The organism is Paracoccus sanguinis (assembly GCF_012689545.1).
Lineage (GTDB): Bacteria > Pseudomonadota > Alphaproteobacteria > Rhodobacterales > Rhodobacteraceae > Paracoccus > Paracoccus panacisoli.
In genome coordinates, this window is the sequence record NZ_CP051542.1 from 120,234 (window position 1) to 138,132 (window position 17,899).

The 17,899-nt window shown below is 72.6% G+C and carries 13 protein-coding genes, 1 pseudogene and 1 riboswitch; of the genes and pseudogenes, 4 read left to right on the forward strand and 10 right to left on the reverse strand.

Annotated elements, in window-relative coordinates:
- Positions 1–22: 22 nt before the first annotated feature.
- The 9 genes and pseudogenes from HGN31_RS00610 to HGN31_RS16825 all read right to left on the reverse strand — a co-directional run.
- The gene (locus HGN31_RS00610) at positions 23–814 is read right to left on the reverse strand and encodes an aspartate racemase/maleate isomerase family protein (RefSeq protein WP_168782003.1); all 792 of its coding nucleotides are present in this window, start codon (positions 812–814) and stop codon (positions 23–25) included.
- Positions 811–1,467, reverse strand: a complete 657-nt coding sequence (gene ehuD, locus HGN31_RS00615) for an ectoine/hydroxyectoine ABC transporter permease subunit EhuD (RefSeq protein ID WP_168782004.1) — start codon at positions 1,465–1,467, stop codon at positions 811–813. The genes HGN31_RS00610 and ehuD overlap by 4 nt, the downstream gene beginning before the upstream one ends.
- A complete protein-coding gene (gene ehuC, locus HGN31_RS00620) occupies positions 1,467–2,123 on the reverse strand; it encodes an ectoine/hydroxyectoine ABC transporter permease subunit EhuC (RefSeq protein WP_168782005.1) in 657 nt (218 codons plus the stop codon). The genes ehuD and ehuC overlap by 1 nt, the downstream gene beginning before the upstream one ends.
- 167 nt (positions 2,124–2,290) lie before the next feature.
- Positions 2,291–3,130, reverse strand: coding sequence for an ectoine/hydroxyectoine ABC transporter substrate-binding protein EhuB (gene ehuB, locus HGN31_RS00625; protein ID WP_168782006.1), 840 nt, complete (start codon positions 3,128–3,130; stop codon positions 2,291–2,293).
- Between the two features lie 28 nt (positions 3,131–3,158).
- Positions 3,159–3,944 carry an ectoine/hydroxyectoine ABC transporter ATP-binding protein EhuA gene (ehuA, locus tag HGN31_RS00630; RefSeq protein WP_036703565.1) on the reverse strand — a complete coding sequence of 262 codons (786 nt, stop codon included), beginning with the start codon at positions 3,942–3,944 and terminating at the stop codon, positions 3,159–3,161.
- Positions 3,945–4,034: 90 nt separating this feature from the next.
- Positions 4,035–5,417, reverse strand: coding sequence for a MocR-like ectoine utilization transcription factor EhuR (gene ehuR / locus HGN31_RS00635; protein ID WP_168782007.1), 1,383 nt, complete (start codon positions 5,415–5,417; stop codon positions 4,035–4,037).
- 141 nt (positions 5,418–5,558) lie between these two features.
- On the reverse strand, positions 5,559–6,725 hold the full coding sequence (metK, locus tag HGN31_RS00640) for a methionine adenosyltransferase (RefSeq protein ID WP_168782008.1): 1,167 nt from the start codon (positions 6,723–6,725) through the stop codon (positions 5,559–5,561).
- A gap of 3 nt (positions 6,726–6,728) precedes the next feature.
- Positions 6,729–6,779: riboswitch (SAM-SAH riboswitch) on the reverse strand.
- Positions 6,780–6,811: 32 nt separating this feature from the next.
- On the reverse strand, positions 6,812–8,365 hold the full coding sequence (gene lnt, locus HGN31_RS00645; RefSeq protein WP_244961072.1) for an apolipoprotein N-acyltransferase: 1,554 nt from the start codon (positions 8,363–8,365) through the stop codon (positions 6,812–6,814).
- A 997-nt stretch (positions 8,366–9,362) separates the two neighbouring features.
- A pseudogene (locus tag HGN31_RS16825) lies at positions 9,363–10,832 on the reverse strand (DEAD/DEAH box helicase); the annotation flags it as partial.
- Positions 10,833–11,010: 178 nt separating this feature from the next.
- Here HGN31_RS16825 and HGN31_RS00655 point away from each other — a divergent pair.
- The 4 genes from HGN31_RS00655 to nagZ all read left to right on the forward strand — a co-directional run bounded on the left by HGN31_RS00655 (position 11,011) and on the right by nagZ (position 17,103).
- The gene (locus HGN31_RS00655; RefSeq protein ID WP_168782011.1) at positions 11,011–12,891 is read left to right on the forward strand and encodes a cation:proton antiporter; all 1,881 of its coding nucleotides are present in this window, start codon (positions 11,011–11,013) and stop codon (positions 12,889–12,891) included.
- Positions 12,892–13,003: 112 nt separating this feature from the next.
- A complete protein-coding gene (gene argS / locus HGN31_RS00660; RefSeq protein WP_168782012.1) occupies positions 13,004–14,749 on the forward strand; it encodes an arginine--tRNA ligase in 1,746 nt (581 codons plus the stop codon).
- A gap of 105 nt (positions 14,750–14,854) precedes the next feature.
- Positions 14,855–16,060: an SPOR domain-containing protein gene (locus tag HGN31_RS00665; RefSeq protein ID WP_168782013.1), complete on the forward strand. Its 1,206-nt coding sequence runs from the start codon at positions 14,855–14,857 to the stop codon at positions 16,058–16,060.
- 77 nt (positions 16,061–16,137) lie between these two features.
- Complete coding sequence (gene nagZ, locus HGN31_RS00670) at positions 16,138–17,103, forward strand: beta-N-acetylhexosaminidase (protein WP_244961180.1); 966 nt, start codon at positions 16,138–16,140, stop codon at positions 17,101–17,103.
- A 3-nt stretch (positions 17,104–17,106) separates the two neighbouring features.
- On the opposite strand, the gene HGN31_RS00675 is transcribed toward nagZ, so the two are convergent.
- Complete coding sequence (locus tag HGN31_RS00675) at positions 17,107–17,799, reverse strand: HAD hydrolase-like protein (protein WP_168782014.1); 693 nt, start codon at positions 17,797–17,799, stop codon at positions 17,107–17,109.
- Between the last annotated feature and the right edge of the window lie 100 nt (positions 17,800–17,899).

The following is a 17,899-nucleotide window of genomic DNA, read 5'->3' on the forward strand; positions in this document are numbered from 1 at the left end:
GGCACCTGGGGTTGGGGCGCGGTCAGGGCGTGGTCGGGTAGGTGTCGTTGAGGGGCAGGGTCATCAGCCGCCCCGGGGCGGCCGGGCCTGCGTGGCCGCAGAGCCGCAGCGCGGCCCAGGCGGTGGCGAGATTGGCGGTGACGACCGGGACGCCCGCGGCCGCCTCGAGCGCCTCGACCCATGCCGCGGCGCGGACCGCGGTGCAGGCGACGAACAGGGCCTCGGACCCGGGTGCGGTGGCGCGGGCCGCGGCCTCGACGAGGGTCGCGCGGCTCAGCCGGGCCATGTCGCGGTCGTCGGTGAGACCGAGGCCGGTGACGGCACCGAGAGAGACGCCCCCGGCCTCGAGGCAGCCCGCCATCGCCGCCGTCGTTGCGTCGTCATAGGGGGTGAGCAGGCTCACACGCAGGGCGACGAGGGCCTGAAACGCCGCGAAGGCGGCCGAGAGCGGTGTGATCGCCCGCGCCCCCGGCTTGCCCGCGCAGAGCGCCGCCCGCACCGCGGCGTCCCCGATCGCGACCGAGGCCGAGGTGCAGGAATAGACCACCGCGTCAAGCGCCTCGCCCGGCAGAATTAGCGCCGCGGCGGCGGTGATGTCGGGGGCCATCGCGGCAAGGCTTTCGGCCGTGACGGGGTTCGCGAAGGGGATGCGGGTCGCATAGACGCCGATCCCCTGCGGGGCGACGATGCGGGCGTAATCGGGCTCGGTCGTGTGGTCGGTGGCCAGCACCACCAGCCCGACCCGCGCCCGCATCGGCCGGTCGTCGAGCGCCACGTCCCCGCCCGAGCCCGTGCCCACCCCCGCGCCGCTCATGTGCGCCTCGCGTAGCGACGCTCAAGCCAGCGCAGGATCGCCACCGAGATCAGGCTGATGACGAGGAAGAATACCCCCACCAGCGTCATCGGCTCGACGTAGCGATACGAGAAGTTGGCGGCCGAGCGCGCCTGGTTCATCAGCTCGAGCACGGTGATCGCCGACAGCAGCGGCGTTTCCTTGAACATCGCCAGAAGATAATTCGCCATCGCCGGGATCATCGGCGGCACCGCCTGCGGCAGGATGACGTGGACCCACGTCTGGCGGGCGGTGAGGTTGGTGGCGCGGGCGGCCTCCCACTGGCCGCGGGGGACGGCCTCGATGCCGCCGCGATAGACCTCGGCCGCGTAGGTGGCGTAGTGCAGCCCCATGCCCAGCACGCCCGCGGCCAGCGCGGGCAGGCGGATGCCGATGTCGGGCAGCACGTAGAAGATGAAATAGAGCTGCACCAGCAGCGGCGTGCCCCGGATGAACTGCACGACGAAGGCGGTGGGCCGGGCGATCCAGCGGTTCGGCGAACGGCGCAGGATCGCGAAGACCAGCCCCAGCACCGCCGCCACCGCCGCGCCGAGGATCGTGGCGAGGATGGTGATGCGGACCCCGGCGAGAAGCTGGGGCATGATCGACCAGGCGAAGGACCAGTCCCAATCCATCAGCGCACCCCGTCCAGCCCGCGGGTGACGCGCCGCTCGAGCGCGCCCACGGCCGCGGCGATGGTCATGGAGAGTGCGAAGTAGAGCACCAGCACGGTCACGAAGGGGATCAGCGTGTTGCCGGTCTGCGAGCGCACGACCTGGGCCTGGAAGGTCATGTCCGACAGGGAGATGAGCGACACCACCGAGGTCGCCTTGAGCAGCTCGATGGCGTTGTTGCCGAAGGTCGGCAGCATCAGCGGCAGGGCCTGCGGCAGGATGACGTGGCGCATCCGCTGCCAGCGCGTGAGGTTGAGGGCTGTCGTCGCCTCATACTGGTCGCGCGGAACCGACAGGATCGCGCCGCGCACCACCTCGGCCCCGTAGGCCCCGACGTTCAGCCCGAGGGCCATCACCCCCGCCTGCATCGGGGTCAGGGTGACGCCGGTCAGCGGCAGGACGAAGTAGATCCAGAACAGCTGGACGAAGATCGAGGTGCCGCGGAAGAACTCGATGTAGGCGGTGGCGAGCCAGCGCACGGCCGCGTGGCGGGACAGGCGGCCGAGGCCGGCGAGGAAGGCGAACACCAGCGCCACCGCGGCGCCCATCACGGTCAGCCTGACCGTGACCCAGGCGCCGTCGAGGATCAGCGTCAGATAGCCTGCCCAGTCGCCCATCGGGATGCGGTCCGCCTGTTGGAAGCCAAGGGGTCACCCGGGGCCACGGGTCAGCCGCGGCCCATCGGGCGGGGATCGGGGCCGGGGGCGCACTTGCCCCGTGGCCGGTGGGGGCGGGGGCGCCCCGGTGGCGCCGGACCGTCAGGGCGACGGCCCGGGCGCGCGCGTCACTGCGGCGCGGCGCACTGCTTGTCGCGGGTCGTCGACAGCGCGGCCTGGGCCGAGAAGCCGTAGGGCTCGACGATCTTCGCGAACTCGCCCGACTCCTTCAGCTTCGCCAGCTCGACGTCGAAGGCATCGCGCAGGGCGGTGTCGTTGCGGTTGAACGCCACGCCGTCGCACGAAACCGGCGCCCCCTCGACCGGCGCGATCAGGTCCACGCTGCCCTCGCCGCCCTTCTTCATCAGGTCGCTCATCGACAGCACCGGCAGCGAATAGGCGTCGAGCCGGCCGTCCTGCAGCATCTTCAGCCCCGACTGCGGGTCCGGCACCACGATCACCCGGTCGCGCGGCACGCCCGCCTCGAGCGCCAGCTTCTCCTCGGTGCCGCCGCCGGGCGCGCCGATGCGGGCGCCGTCCGCCGCGGCGATGTCGGCGTAGGACTTGAAGCCCTTGGGGTTGCCCTTGGCGACCAGCATCGCCTCGGCGTCGCAGAGCACTGGCTCGGAATAGGCGACCGCGGCGCAGCGCTCGGGCTTCATGAAGAGCCCGGCGGCGATGGCGTCCACGCGGCCCGCCTGAAGGCTCGGGATCATCGCGCCGTACTCGATCACCTGCGCGCCGAGCGTATCGACGCCGAGTTTCTGGAACACCGCGCGGGCCACGTCCGGGGCGGCGCCCGAGACGGCGCCATCGGGGGCGATGGCCGTGAAGGGCGGCTCGTTGCCGATGGCGATCGTGACCTTGCCGGCTGATTTCAGGTCGTCGAGCTTGTCGGCCGCGGCGAGCGTCGGCACCGCAAGGACCGGGACGGCGATGGCGAACGCCGCGAGGATACTGGCTTTCATGGTCGCATCTCTCTCCTGTTGGGGGGCATCACACGCGGTGACCCGCAGCGATGATCTTGCGCAGGAAGGTTCTGGTGCGCTCCTGCGTGGGATTGGTGAAAAGCTGCTCGGGCGGGCCCTGTTCGCAGATCCGGCCGCCGTCGAAGAACAGCACCCGGTCGGCGAACTCGCGCGCGAAGCCCATCTCGTGGGTCACCAGCAGCATGGTCATGTCGGTCTCGGCGGCGAGCCGCTTCATCACCTCGAGCACCTCCTCGACCAGCTCGGGGTCGAGGGCCGAGGTGACCTCGTCGAAGAGCATGATCTGCGGGTTGAGCGCCAGCGCACGGGCGATCGCCACGCGCTGCTTCTGCCCGCCCGACAGCTGTGCGGGCATCGCCGATGCCTTGTCCGAAAGCCCGACCATCTCGAGCAGCTCGCGGGCGCGCGCCTCGGCGGCCGGGCGCGTCTCGCCCTTGGTCAGGATCGGGGCGAGCGTGATGTTGTCGAGCACCGACTTGTGCGGGAACAGGTTGAAGTGCTGGAAGACCATGCCGATGTGGCGGCGCATCCTGTGCAGATGGGCCTCGTCGGCGGGCACCTCGGCCCCGCCCCGGCGCATGTGGAACAGCGGCTCGCCGCAGATCTCGATGCGCCCGCCCGAGATCGTCTCGAGCGTCATGAGGATGCGCAGGATGGTCGTCTTGCCCGATCCCGAGGGCCCGATCAGCGCCAGTTTCTCGCCGCGCGCCACGTCGAACGACAACCCGTCGATGACGGTCAGCGCGCCGAACGACTTTCTGAGGTTCTCGACCCGGATGACTGGCTGGTCCATGGCCCCCGCACCAACGTTCGGCCCAGCATCGGCGTCGCTTCAAATCATGTCAATCAACAATATCGTATCATGACAATATGAGGCGGGTTGTCAGACCAGCGGCAGGATCGGCTCGTCCGACTCGGCGAGCAGCTCGGCCACGGTGGCGAGGCCCCGGCTCAGATCGTCGCGGCTCGGCGGACCCAGTGCGATGCGCAATGCCCCCGGTCCGGGCTGCCCGCCAATCCGAAACGACTGGCTCGAGGCGACCGCGACGCCGCGCCGGTGCGCCATGGCAACGAACTCCTCTTCCCGGATGCCGGCCGGCAGCTCGAGCCAGAGGTGCAGTGCCTGGGCGTGGGACCGGCACAGGCCCTCCGGCAGCACCGCGCGGGCGATGGCGTGCCGCTCGGCCAGCGCCTGGCGCTGCCAGCCGATCAGCCCGGTCATGGTCCCGTCGGCGATCCAGCGGCCGAGAAGTTCGACCATGATCGGCGTCGCCATCCAGTTCGTCACCAGATGGCGGTTGGCGGCCGCGCGGGCCAGCCGCTCGGGCAGCGTCAGATAGGCCACCCGCAGCCCCGGCAGGCTGATCTTGGTGAAGCCGTTGATGTGCAGCACCCGCTCGGGCGCCAGCGCCGCATAGGGCGTCGGGCGGTCGGTCAGAAGCTGGTTCAGGATGTCGTTCTCGATCAGCGCGAGGTTGTGGCGCCGGGCGATGGCGACGATCTCGGCCCGCCGCTCGGCCGGCGACAGAACGCCCCGCGGGTTGATGGCCGCGGGCTGGAGGTAGAGCGCCGACAGCCCCTTGGTCCGGGCCGCCTGCTCGAGCGCGGCAGGCACGATGCCGTGGTCGTCCAGCGGCAAGGGCTCGAGGTGCAGACCGAGATAGCGGGTCAGGGGTTGCAGCAGGTGGTGGGTCAGCTCGGCCGCGGCGAGCGTTCCGCCCGGCGGCACGGCCGTCATCACCGCCGTGGTGATCGCCGGCGTCGCGCCATCGGTGATCACGATCTGCTCGGGCGCGACGTCGATCCCGCCGCGCGCCAGCCACGCGGCGGCGGTCTTGAGATGCTCGGGCATCACCGAGGTCGGCCGGAACGACAGCGCCGCCTGCGGCGGCAGGTTTTCGGCCAGCCAGGCCAGCCCCTCGCGCATCTTCTGAAGATGCAGCGCGTCGGTGACGGGCTTGAGGATCGACAGATCCACCACCCCGCCGGTCCGCCGGTTCAGATAGGGCGCGGGCGCCTCGGCCGACTGCGGCAGCACGAAGGTGCCGCGCCCGACTTCGCCCGCGATCATGCCGCGGCGGCCGAGCTCGTCATAGGCGCGCGATACGGTCTGCAGCGAGACGCCCAGCCGATCCGCCAGCGTGCGCTGCGGCGGCAGCCGTGTTCCCGCCCCCATCCGCCCCGTCTGGATGGCCTGGGTGAACTGCTCCGCCAGCGACAGGTAGACAGGACGGGCCAGCCGCTGGGGATCGGGATGCCATTGCATGAACGAACGCCGTCGTGAAGGATCATGTCAATCATAGCCCACGCGGCGATATTGTCATGCTATTTGCGACAGGCGGCGACAAAGAAGAACGCCCGCCGGGCGGGACCGGCGGGCGCATCGTTTCCGCTATCGGCGAGGAGGTCAGACCGCGCCCTTCAGCGCCTCGACCAGGTCCGTGCGTTCCCAGCTGAAGCCGCCGTCCGCCTCAGGGGCGCGGCCGAAGTGGCCGTAGGCGGCGGTGCGGCGGTAGATCGGGCGGTTCAGGTTCAGGTGGTCGCGGATGCCCGAGGGCTTGAGGTCCATCACCGCCCGCACCGCGCGCTCGATCTCGGCATTCGGGATCTCGCCGGTGCCGAAGGTGTCGGCATAGATCGACAGCGGCTCGGCCACGCCGATCGCATAGGACAGCTGGATCACGCAGCGCTTCGCCAGCCCCGCCGCAACCACGTTCTTGGCCAGATAGCGCGCCGCATAGGCCGCCGAGCGGTCCACCTTGGTCGCGTCCTTGCCCGAGAACGCCCCGCCGCCATGCGGGGCCGCGCCGCCGTAGGTGTCCACGATGATCTTGCGCCCGGTCAGCCCGGCGTCCCCGTCCGGCCCGCCGATCACGAACTTGCCGGTCGGGTTGACGTGCCACACCGTCTCTTTGGTCAGCCAACCCTCGGGCAGGACCTCGCGGACATAGGGCTCGACGATGGCACGGATGTCGTCCGAGGTCTGGAACTCGTCGTGGTGCTGGTGGCTGACGACGATCTGGGTCACGCCCACCGGCTTGCCGTTCTCGTAGCGCACCGACAGCTGCGACTTGGCGTCGGGGCCGAGCGTCGGCTGCTCACCCGACTTCCGCGCCTCGGCGAGCCGGCGCAGGATCGCGTGGGCATACTGGATCGGCGCGGGCATCAGCTCGGGCGTCTCGTCCACGGCATAGCCGAACATGATCCCCTGGTCGCCGGCGCCGTCCTTGTCCACGCCCTGCGCGATATGCGCCGACTGCTGGTGCAGGAAGTTCAGGACGTGGCAGGTGTTCCAGTGGAACTTCTCCTGCTCGTAGCCGATGTCCTTGATCACCCCGCGGGCGATCTCGGGGATGCGGCCCATCATCGAGGTGAGCCGGGCCTTGTCCCGCAGCCCGATTTCACCGCCGATGACCACCATGCCAGAGGTGGCAAAGGCCTCGCACGCCACCCGGGCCTGCTCTTCCTCGGTCAAGAGCGCGTCGAGGACGGCGTCCGAGATCTGGTCGCACAATTTGTCGGGATGCCCCTCGGAGACGGATTCCGAGGTGAAGACATAATTCTGACGGGACATGATTGCTCCATTGGGTCAGGGCCGCGCCACGCCAGGAAGCCGTTGTGGGGGCCGAAGCCCGCAGCTACGCCAACCGCACGGCGGCGTCAACGGCCGCTGCGGGCCCGCCGCGGACGGCGGGCGATGAGCGCCGCGAGCGCGAGCCCGAGCAGCGCCAGCAGCGGCGCGTCGCCCCAACGCCACCAGAGCGTCGGGGGCAGCGCGCCCGGCAGCCGCGCGTCGAGCACGCCGGCCCCGTTCAGCGCCAGCCGGTCGCGCACCCGCCCCTGTGCGTCGATCACCGCCGAAACGCCGGTGTTGGCGGCGCGCAGCAGCGGCAACCCGGTCTGGATCGCGCGCAGCCTCGCCTGCGCGAGATGCTGGTAGGGGCCCGACCAGCTGCCGAACCAGGCGTCGTTCGTGACCTGCAACAGCCACGCGGGCCGCTCACCCGCCCACCGGGGCGGGCGGGCGAGGTCGCGCTCGAAGATCGTCTCGTAGCAGATCATCGGCTGCACCGGCGGCAGACCGGCGAGGGTCAGCACCGTCGGCCCCGTCCCGCGCGCATAGCCGTTGCCCGCCTGCGCGGCGAAGGCCGAGACCCCGAAGCGCGCCAGCGCATCACCCCAGGGGATGTATTCGCCGAAGGGGACGAGGTGGAACTTGTCGTAGACCGGGCCGATGCCGCCCTCGGCGGTGAACTCGGCGAGGCTGTTGTACCAGCGCCCCCCTTCGCCGCGCTGGATGCCGGCGAGGACCGGGGCGCCGGCGGCGGCGGCGATCTCGGGCAGGAAGGGGTCCGCCTCGTTGAGCAGGAACGGCACCGAGGTTTCGGGCCAGACCACCGCCGCGGGGCGGCCGCCGCCGAGGCGCGGATCGACGGGCAGGGCGCTGAGCTCGAGCAGCCGGGCGTAGAACACCGGCGCCCATTCGGGGGTCCATTTCAGCGTCTGGTCGGCGTTGGGCTGGACGAGCCGGATCACCGCAGAGTGGTCGGGCGGCAGCGGCTGCGCGAGCCGCGCGAGCCCGGCGACCCACGCCGCGGCGACGAGCATCGCGGCGAGCGTCGTGCCAAGCACCCAGGCCCGCCAGCCGGGACGGGCGGGCGTCCAACCCCAGGCGGGCAGGGCAGCGGCGGCGAGCGTCAGCGCCGACAACCCCAGCGCGCCCCCCCAGGCCGCGATCTGGCCCGCGGGGGTGTCGATCCAGATGTGGCCGCTGAGCGCCCAGGGAAAGCCGGTGAAGATCCAGCCGCGCAGCCAGTCCGAGACGACCAGCCCCAGCGCCAGACCCAGCGCCCGCGTCCGTCGGTCGTGCCCGAGCGGGTGCAGCGCCGCGGCCGGGATGGCCCAGAACAGCCCCCCGCCGAGCGCCATCAGCACCAGCGCAAACGGCGCCATCCAGCCGTAGATCTCGGCCTCGACGAGGAAGGGCTGGGTGATCCAGAAGAGCGCGAGAGCGAAATGCCCCGCGCCGCCCGCCAGCGCCCGCAGGAACGCCGCGCGGGCCGAGGGGGCGCCGCCGATGCGCCAGAGCAGCGCGGCGAGCGCGATCAGCGTGACCGGCCAGAGCCCCCACGGCGCCTGTCCCAGCGCCGCCGCCACCCCCAGACCCACGTCGAGCGTGAGGCGGGCGGGTGCGGGCAGGGGGCGGGAGGGCAAAACCCCGCCCGCCCGCGGGGCGGGGGGGAGGGGCCTCGGGTCGTGCGGGCGGCCGCTCATGGCCGGGTCCGGGCGGCGCGGATCACTCCGCGCCGGCGACGGTCCCCGAGGTGGCCTCGGCCACCGGCGCGGCGGCGGGCGCGGCGTCGTCGGAAGCGTCGGCCTTGGCCTTGGTCGCCCGCGGCTTGCGCGGGGCGCGCGGCTTGCGGGGCTTCGGCGCGGGCTTCGCGTCCGCCTCGGCAGCGTTGTCGGCTCCGGTGTCGGTGCTGCCGTCGGTCTCGCCCTCCTGCGCGGCGCGTTCCTCGGGCAGCGCGTCGGGTGCGGGGTCGGCGGTCACGGGCGCGGGCTCGGCGTTCCCCGCCGGGGTGGCCTCGGCCTCGCGGGCCTCGCGCTCTTCCGGCAGTTCGGCGGCGGGCTTGCGGCGCGTGCGGGTGCGGCGCGGCTTGGCCGGAGCCTCGGGCGCGGCCTCGGCGGCCTCGGGCGCGGGGGCTTCGGTGACGGCTTCGACGGTCACCTCAGCGGGCGTCGCCTCGGGGCTGGTCTGGTGGACCGGCGCCTCGGCAGCGCCCTCGGCCTCGCGGGTGGAGTCGGACGCGGCATCGCTGCCCCGACCCCGGCCACGACCGCGGCGCGAGCGGCTGCGGGGCGCGGCCTCGTCGCCCTCGGACCGGGCCGGGCGCTCGGCGGGCTGGGCCTCGCTGCGGGTGTCGTCGCCGGTCCGCTCGGCGCCCGCGGCCTCGGCGCGCGCCGAGGCGGCCGAGCGGGCGTCGGTGATGGCAATGGCCTCGGCGAAGCTGGTGGTCAGGAACTCGGGGACGTGATCGCCCATGCCGAGCACCGCCGGGCCGCGGTCGCGGTCGCGGTAACGCTCGCGCCGGTCGTCGCGGCGATCATCCTTGCGCTCGTCCCGACGCTCGTCGCGGCGGTCGCCGTTGCGATCCGCGTTGCGATCCTCGCGGCGGTCGCCGTTGCGGTCCGCCGCGCGGTCGTTGCGGCGGTCGCCGTTGCGTTCGCCGCGCTCGCCCGAGCGGCGCTCGCCCCGATCCTCGCCGCGGCGGTCATCGGTGCGGCGGTCGTCGCCACGGCGGTCGTCGCTGGCGCGCTCGTCGCGGCGCTCATCGCGGCGCTCGTCACGGCGCGGCTCGGGGCTCGCCGCGACCTCGACGGCCTCGGGCAGCGCCTCGGCCTCGGCCGCGGGCTTCGCCGCCGCCTCGCTGCGCCGGCCGCGGGTGCGCACCCGGCTGCCGGCCCGGGGGCCGCGCTCGCGCTCGCTCCGCTCGCGGGGGGCGGATTGCGCCGCCTCGGACAGGCTGAACCCCTCGGGCTTCTCGGCCCGGGGCAGGGACTGCTTCACCAGGTTCTCGATCGCCGCCAGATACTTCTCGTCCGCCGGCGTCGCGATCGAGATCGCGGTGCCGAGCCGCCCGGCCCGGCCGGTGCGGCCGATGCGGTGGACGTAATCCTCGGCGTGGCTCGGCAGGTCGAAGTTGACCACATGGCTCACCGCCGGGATGTCGAGCCCGCGCGCCGCCACGTCGGAGGCCACGAGGAACCGCAGCGTGCCGTCGCGGAACCCGTCAAGCGTCGCCATCCGCACCCGCTGGTCCAGGTCGCCGTGGATCGGCGCCGCGTCATAGCCGTGCTTCTTGAGCGACTTCGCCACCACGTCGACCTCGGTCTTGCGGTTGCAGAAGATGATCGCGTTCTTCAGCCCCTCGCCCTCGGCGTCGATCAGCGCCCGCAGCAGCTCGCGCTTCTGCTTGGCGCTCTGGTCCTTGCGGGTGGGGGTCAGCTCGACGAGCTTCTGGGTGATCGTCTCGCTGGTGGTGGCCTGGCGCGCGACCTCGATCCGCACCGGGGCGTTCAGGAAGGTGTTGGTGATCCGCTCGATCTCGGGCGCCATGGTGGCCGAGAAGAACAGCGTCTGCCGGGTCAGCGCCGGGGTCAGCTGGAAGATGCGCTCGATGTCGGGGATGAACCCCATGTCGAGCATCCGGTCGGCCTCGTCCACGACCATGATCTGCACGCCGGTGAGCAGCAGCTTGCCGCGCTCGAAATGGTCAAGCAGGCGGCCGGGGGTGGCGATCAGCACATCCACGCCGCGGTCGATCAGCTTGTCCTGCTCGCCGAACGAGACGCCGCCGATCAGCAGCGCCTTGGTCAGTCGCGTGTGGCTGGCGTAGGTGTCGAAGTTCTCGGCCACCTGGGCGGCGAGTTCGCGCGTCGGGCACAGCACTAGGCTGCGCGGCATCCGCGCGCGGGCGCGGCCACGGCCGAGCAGGGTGATCATCGGCAGGGTGAAGGACGCGGTCTTGCCGGTCCCGGTCTGGGCGATGCCCAGCACGTCGCGCCCCTCGAGCGCCGGGGGAATCGCCCCGAGCTGGATGGGGGTAGGGGTCTCGTAGCCCGCCTCGGCCACAGCCTTGAGCACCTTGGGGTCGAGCTTGAGATCGGAAAACTTGGTCATCGGGGTCTTTCGGTTGAGTATCGTCGCGGTCCGACGCGCCATTCGGGCGCGGTCACGGGACGCGGCTCATCCATGCGCCCCTCGGCTTGCCCGCCGGACGCGGGCTTGCGGCCCCTAGCGCAAAACCGGCACAAGGTCAATTCCGGCGCCGAGTCGTCGCAAGAGGGAAACAGGCCGGATGGCGACACCGACGACGGGACTGAGCGCGATGGAGGCCTTTGCCGTGATCGGCGTGGCCGGGGTCGGCGCACAATGGCTGGCGTGGCGGCTGCGGATGCCCGCGATCGTGCTGATGCTGACCGCGGGGCTCGTCCTCGGGCCGGTCACAGGCATCCTCGTGCCCGCCCGCGACATCGGCCCGCTGATCGCGCCGATGGTGTCGCTGGCGGTGTCAGTGATCCTGTTCGAGGGCGGGCTGACCCTCAACTTCCACCGTCTCGCCGATGCGCGCCCGGCGGTGCGGCGGCTGGTCTATGTCGGCGCGCCGCTCGGCTGGCTGCTCTCGACGCTGGCGCTGATCTGGATCGGCGGGCTCAGCTGGAAGGCGTCGCTCGTCTTCGGCGGGATCATGATCGTCACCGGCCCCACCGTAATCGCGCCGCTTCTGCGGCAGGCCAAGCTCGTCACCCGCCCGGCCCAGGTCCTGCAGTGGGAGGGGATCGTCAACGACCCCATCGGCGCGCTCGCCGCGGCGCTGGCGATGCAGATCGTGCTGGTCGCCAACGCCGGGCTCTTCTGGGGCCAGGCGCTCGCCCGCGTGGTGCCGGGCGTGCTCGCCGCCTGCCTCATCGGCATCGCCGCCGGCTGGGCCATCGTGCAGGCGTTCCGCCGCCACATCGTGCCCGAATACATGAAGGTGCCGGTGCTCTTCGTCACCGTCATCGGCGCCTTCACGGCGGCCGACTCGATCCTGCACGAATCCGGGCTGCTGGCGGTGACGCTGATGGGGCTGATCGTCGCCAACGCCAACCTGCCGTCCTACACCGAGCTCTACCGGTTCAAGGAACAGGCGACGGTGCTGCTCGTCTCGGGCGTGTTCATCATCCTGGCGGCGGGGATCCAGTTCTCGCAGCTCACCCAGCTGTCGTGGCGCGCGTTCCTCCTGATCGCGGCGGTGATCCTGCTGGTGCGGCCGGCGACCGTGATGCTGTCGCTGATCGGGACCAACCTGCCGATGAAAGAGCGGCTGCTCATCGCCTTCACGGGCCCGCGCGGGGTGGTGCTGGTCGCCGTCTCGGGGATCTTCGCCGAGCGGCTGGTGGCCGAGGGCGTGCCCGACGGCGGGATGGTCGCGCCGCTGGCCTTCTGCCTCGTGCTGGCGACGGTCATCCTGCACGGCTTCACCCTCGGGCCGCTGGCGCGGCGGCTGGGGCTCACGTCGGGCGACACACCGGGGGTGATGATCGTCGGCGGCTCGCCCTTCGCCACCGGCCTCGCCCAGGCGCTGATCAAGGAGGGGGTCGAGGTGCTCGTCACCGACCCCAACCGCGACCACCTGCGCTCGGCCCGCACGGCGGGAGTGCCCACCTATTATGGCGACGTCTTGGGCGAGGCGGCCGAGACGAACGTCGAGTTCCTCGCCTACACTTACGTCGTCGCGGCCTCGGACAACGACGCCTACAACACGCTGGTGGCGACCGACCTCGCGCCCGATTTCGGCCGCGAGGTAATCTGGCAGGTCGCGCGCGAGAACGACGACCGGCCGCGCCACAGCCTGCCCAGCCAGCTGCGCGGGCAGGGGTTCGGCGGCGGGCTGACGCTGGCGCGGCTGAACGAGATGCTGGCCGAGGGCTGGGTGTTCCGCACCACGCGGCTGACCAAGGAATACGGGGTCGAGGAGTGGCGCGCGGCCCGGCCGGGCGCCGTCCCGCTGGTGACGCTCGACGACGAGGCCGACCGGATCGTGATGGTGTCGGACCCCGAACGCATCCCCGACCAGCCCGGGCTTCGGATCGTGTCGCTCATCCCGCCGGAACTCGCCGCCCGCATCCGCGCCGCGGCCAACGACACCCGGCTGCAGCGCGCCGCCGACGACAACGCCGACGCGCTGGACGTCTGACGGCCCCGCCCCGCGGTTGGCCCGCTGCGGCGGGCGCCGCCCGCGGTGGCGGGCGGTTGCGGTGGCGGGGCGGCTTCGCTATCGCAGGGTCAAGCTGCATTCCGAGTGATCCATGAACCTCTTCGCCGACATCCGCGCCCTCGTCCTCGACGCGCTCACCGCCATGACCGACGCGGGCGAGTTGCCCGCCGGGCTCAGCTTCGACGCCGTGGCGGTCGAGCCGCCGCGCGATCCGGCGCATGGCGACATGGCGACCAACGCCGCGATGGTGCTGGCCAAGCCCGCCGCGAAGAAGCCGCGCGAGATCGCCGAGGCGCTGGCCGCCCGGCTCGGTACCGACCCGCGGATCGAGGCCGCCGAGGTCGCCGGGCCGGGGTTCCTGAACCTGCGCCTCGCGCCCGCGCTCTGGCGCGAGGTGATGGCCGCGGCGCTGGCCGCGCCCGCAGATTTCGGCCGCGTGCCGCAGGGCGCGGGTGAGCGGATCAACATCGAGTTCGTGAGCGCCAACCCGACCGGCCCGATGCACGTCGGCCACATGCGCGGTGCGGTCTTCGGCGACGCGCTGGCCAGCCTGCTGGGTTTCGCCGGCCACGAGGTGACGCGCGAATACTACGTCAACGACGGCGGCGCGCAGGTCGACGTGCTCGCCCGCTCGGCCTATGAGCGCTACCGCGAGGCCCACGGGCTCGAGCCGCAGATCGCCGAGGGGCTCTATCCCGGCGACTACCTGATCCCGGTGGGCGAGGCGCTCAAGGCGCGGTTCGGCGATAGCCTCCTCGACAAGCCCGAGGCCGAGTGGCTGGCCGAGGTGCGCGAGGTCGCAACCGAGGCGATGATGGAGACGATCCGCGCCGACCTCGCCCTGCTCGGCGTTGAGATGGACGTGTTCTCGTCGGAAAAGGCGCTCTACGGCACCGGCCGGATCGAGGCCGCCATCGCGCGTCTGGAAAGCGCCGGACTGATCTACGAAGGCACGCTCGAGCCCCCCAAGGGCAAGCTGCCCGAGGACTGGGAGGCGCGCGAGCAGACGCTGTTCCGCTCGACCGCGTTCGGGGACGACGTGGACCGGCCGGTGAAGAAATCGGACGGCGCCTGGACCTATTTCGCCCCCGACATCGCCTATCACTGGGACAAGATCGACCGCGGCTACGACCAACTCATCAACGTCTTCGGCGCCGACCACGGCGGCTACGTCAAGCGGCTGACGGCGGTGGTGCACGCGCTCTCGAACGGGCGGGTGCCGCTCGACATCAAGCTGATCCAGCTCGTGCGGCTGTTCAAGAACGGCGAGCCGTTCAAGATGTCCAAGCGCGCCGGCACCTTCGTCACCCTGCGCGACGTGGTCGAGCAGGCGGGCCGCGACGTGACCCGCTTCCACATGCTGACCCGCAAGAACGACGCACCGCTCGACTTCGACTTCGACAAGGTGCTCGAGCAGTCCAAGGACAACCCGGTGTGGTACGTCCAGTATGCCAGCGCCCGGATCAACTCGGTCCTGCGCCGCGCGGCCGAGATGGGGGTGGATACCTCGGACGCGGCGCTGGCCGCCGCGGACCTGTCGCCGCTCACCCATCCCGCGCAGCTGGCGCTCATGCGCAAGCTGGCCGAGTGGCCGCGCACGGTCGAGATCGCGGCCCGCGCGCATGAGCCGCACCGGGTGGCCTTCTTCCTCTACGAGCTCGCCTCGGACCTGCACGGGTTCTGGAACCGCGGCAACGACGAGGTCGAGCTGCGCTTCGTCACCGAGGGTGACCCGTCTGCAACAGCCGCGAAAATTGCGCTCGCCCGTGCGGTCGGCGTTGTCATTTCGGCGGGCTTGGGTATCTTGGGCGTGACTCCGGCGACGGAAATGCGCTGAGGGCCCCGGTCAGACCACCGGGGCACGAGATAACGGCGCAGCCTGTCGGGGCACGAGCAGTGAACGACGACCGGGACCACCCGGCGGACAGGCAGGAACACGACGATGACGGTGCTGGATTTCCGCTCGGGCGGATACGCGGATGCGCGTGACGGGCAGCTGTCCGATGACGCGCCGGGCCACGCGACCCACTGGCATGGCGCCCGCCACGGCGAGCCCGCGACCGAATGGCACCCCGACTGGCACGACGACGACTGGGACGCCACCCGCTACGCCGCCGCCGGCAGCGCCGCGCGGCTTTCGGACCGCGAGGGCGTGCTGGGCCGGGTGGCGCGGCTGACGCATTACCTCGGCGCGCTGGTCTCGGTCGGGCTGATGGTCGGGCTCGCGGTCTGGGGCTACCAGCTCATCGTCCGCGATGTCTCGGGCGTCCCGGTGATCCGCGCGGTCGAGGGCGAGGCCCGCACCGCCCCCGACGAGCCGGGTGGCGAGCTGACCGACCGCACCGGGCTGGCGGTGAACACCGTCGCTGGCGGCGGCAACGCCAAGGCTGCCGAGAAGGTGGCGATCGCCCCCGCGCCGACCGCGCTCGACGGGCAGGACGTGGCGATGGGCGAACTCGGCGCCACCGCCCAGAACCCCACCGTGACGAGCGAGGCGGTCGAGGCCCCGGCCCCCGCCGCCATCGCGCTGACCGACAGCGAGGCCGCGCGCCTCGCCGCGGAACAGCAGGCCGCCGTGCCCGCGGTCGCCCCGCTCGAGGCCGACAGCGTCGCCGCCTCGGCCGCCGTCACCGACGTGGCCGGGCTGCCGACCCAGGACACCGCCATCACCGCCGCGCTGGCCGAGGCCGGGGCCGCGCCGGCCGTCACCACGCCGACCCGGCCGCTGCCACGCCCGCGCCGCATCGCCGCGGCGAGCCAGGTGCCGGTCGCCAACGACGCCGCGCCGCTGGCCGCCGTCGCCCCCGAGGCGCAGGCCAGCACCGAGGCGGCCCCCGCGGCCACCCCGGACGCCGCCGAGCCGCCCGCCGCCGCCGTCGCCCCGGCCGTGGTCAAGTCCGGCGCGCCGCTGGTCCAGATCGGCGCCTTCGACTCGGGCGCCATCGCCGAAAACGAATGGAGCCGCGTGTCGGGCCGCTACGGCGACCTGTTCTCGGGCAAGTTGCCGCTGGTGCAGGAGCACAAGGCCGGCGGGCGCACCTTCTACCGCCTGCGCGTGGCCGGGTTCGAGACCCGCGACGAGGCGCGCAAGTTCTGCGCCGCGCTGATCGCCGCCGGCACCGACTGCATCCCCGCGGCGGCGAAGTGAGCCTGACGCCCGCGAATGCCGCCCCGCCCCCCTCGGGCGGGGCGTTCGCGTCCGCGGGTCCGGCGCACGGCGCCACGATCCTCGGCGTCGAGGGCCTGACGCTCGGCGCGGACGAGCGCGCCTTCCTGCGCGACGCCGATCCCTGGGGCTTCATCCTCTTCGCCCGCAATGTCGCCGACCCCGCGCAGCTCGCGCGCCTGACCGCCGACCTGCGCGAGGCGGTGGGCCGCGACGCGGTGGTGATGGTCGATCAGGAGGGCGGGCGCGTCCAGCGCCTCACCGCGCCGCACTGGACCGACTGGCCCGCGGCGATGGACTCGGCCACAGACGGCGCCCGCGCGGTGGCGCTGCGCCACCGGCTGATGGGGCAGGAGCTGCGGGCGGTGGGCATCGACGCCGACGCGGCGCCCTGCCTCGACGTGGCGGACGCCGAGACCCATCCCTTCCTGCGCAACCGCTGCTTCGGCACCGACCCCGACACCGTGGCCCGCATGGGCCGGGCGGCGGCCGACGGGCTCATGGCCGCGGGCGTGCTGCCGATCGTCAAGCACATGCCGGGGCACGGGCGGGCGCGGGTGGACAGCCACCACGACCTGCCGGTGCTCGACGTCGCACTCGACGCGCTCGACGCCCGCGACTTCGCGCCGTTCCGGGCGCTCGCCGATCTGCCGCTCGGGATGACCGCGCATATCCGGTTGACGGCGCTCGACGACCGCCCGGCGACGGCCTCGCCGGCCGCCATCGCGCTGATCCGCGAGCGGATCGGGTTCGGCGGGCTTTTGATGAGCGACGACATCGGGATGAACGCGCTGTCCGGCACCCCGGCCGAGCGCGCCGCCGCCGCCATTGCCGCGGGCTGCGATCTCGTCTTGGCCTGCAACCTGACGCGGGCCGAGTTCGCCGCCGTGGCCGAGGCCGCAGGCCCGATGACCGAGGCCGCCGCCGCCCGCGTGACGGCCGCGCTCGCCCGCCGCGGCGCGCCGGACGAGGCCGACCCCGCCGCACTCAGGGCCGAACTCGACGCGCTGACCCGCCGCGCCTGAGCCTCAGCCGAGCCAGTCGCGGGCCAGTGCCGGCAGGGCGGCAAACTCCCCCAGCATCGCGTCCGGCCCGAGCCGCGCGATCCCCTCGCCTTCGGGCCCGAACCCGACCAGCGCCACCCGCACGCCCGCGGCGCGCGCGGTCCTGAGATCCGTCTCGGTGTCGCCGACGAGGAACGACCGCGCCACCGTGCCCCCGGCCCGCGCCACGCTTTCGGCGTAGGGGCGCGGGTCGGGCTTGCGCACCGGCAGCGTGTCGGCCCCCACGAGCGAGGCGAACCGCTCCCGCACCCCCAGCGCGACGAGCAGCCGCTCGGCCAGCGCCTCGGGCTTGTTGGTGCAGACGGCGAGCGCGTAGCCCGCCGCCGCCAGCGCCTCGAGCGCCGCCTCGGTGCCGGGATAGAGCCGCGTCGTGTCGGCGAGGCAGTTGCCGTAGTGGTCGAGCAGCAGCGGGAAATCCTCGTCCTCGGCGCCGGGCGGCAGCAGCATGTCGGCGGGGGCCCGCGCATAGCCCGCGCGCAGCATCGCCCGGCCGCCGTGAAAGGCGATGCCCGCATCCGCCACCGGGTCGAGGGGCCGCCCCAGCCCGCGCGCGGCCAGACAGGCGTTGGCCGCGGCGATCAGGTCGCCCGCCGTATCGGCCAGCGTTCCGTCGAGGTCGAACACCACCGTTCCGCGATCCCTGCCGTTCTGCGTCACGCCCGTAACCTTTCGTCAAACCTTGTGAGCGGCCGCACCCTTTCACACCGCGCCCGGCGTGGCTAGAAGTCCCCGGACAAACGACGGGACGGCAGGATGA